Below are 278 nucleotides of genomic sequence, written 5' to 3'. Positions count from 1 at the left end.
ACCGAGCTGACCGCCCTGGTGTCCCAGGCGCAGCGCTCGTCGGTGCAGGTCACGACGTCGGTGACCGAGATTGCCGCCACCTCCAAGCAGCAACAGGCCACCGCGACCGAAACGGCGGCCACCACCACCGAAATCGGCGCCACGTCCCGTGAAATTGCCGCGACCTCCAAGGACCTGGTGCGCACCATGACCGAATGCATGGTTTCTTCCATGCGCGCCAGGCCCTGCTGGCCGGAACCGGCGGCGACCGAGGCCTGGTCGGCGGCGGTGGACACTTC

1 pseudogene is annotated in these 278 nt (G+C 68.3%); it reads left to right on the top strand.

Annotated features, from left to right (window positions below):
- Positions 1-278: pseudogene (locus tag AC0L3B_RS39410) on the top strand (hypothetical protein); the annotation flags it as partial.

The organism is Bradyrhizobium sp. Kon56, from assembly GCF_055807635.1.
Note: the sequence above shows the minus strand (reverse complement) of the source record. Positions and strands in the feature narration are given on the sequence as shown.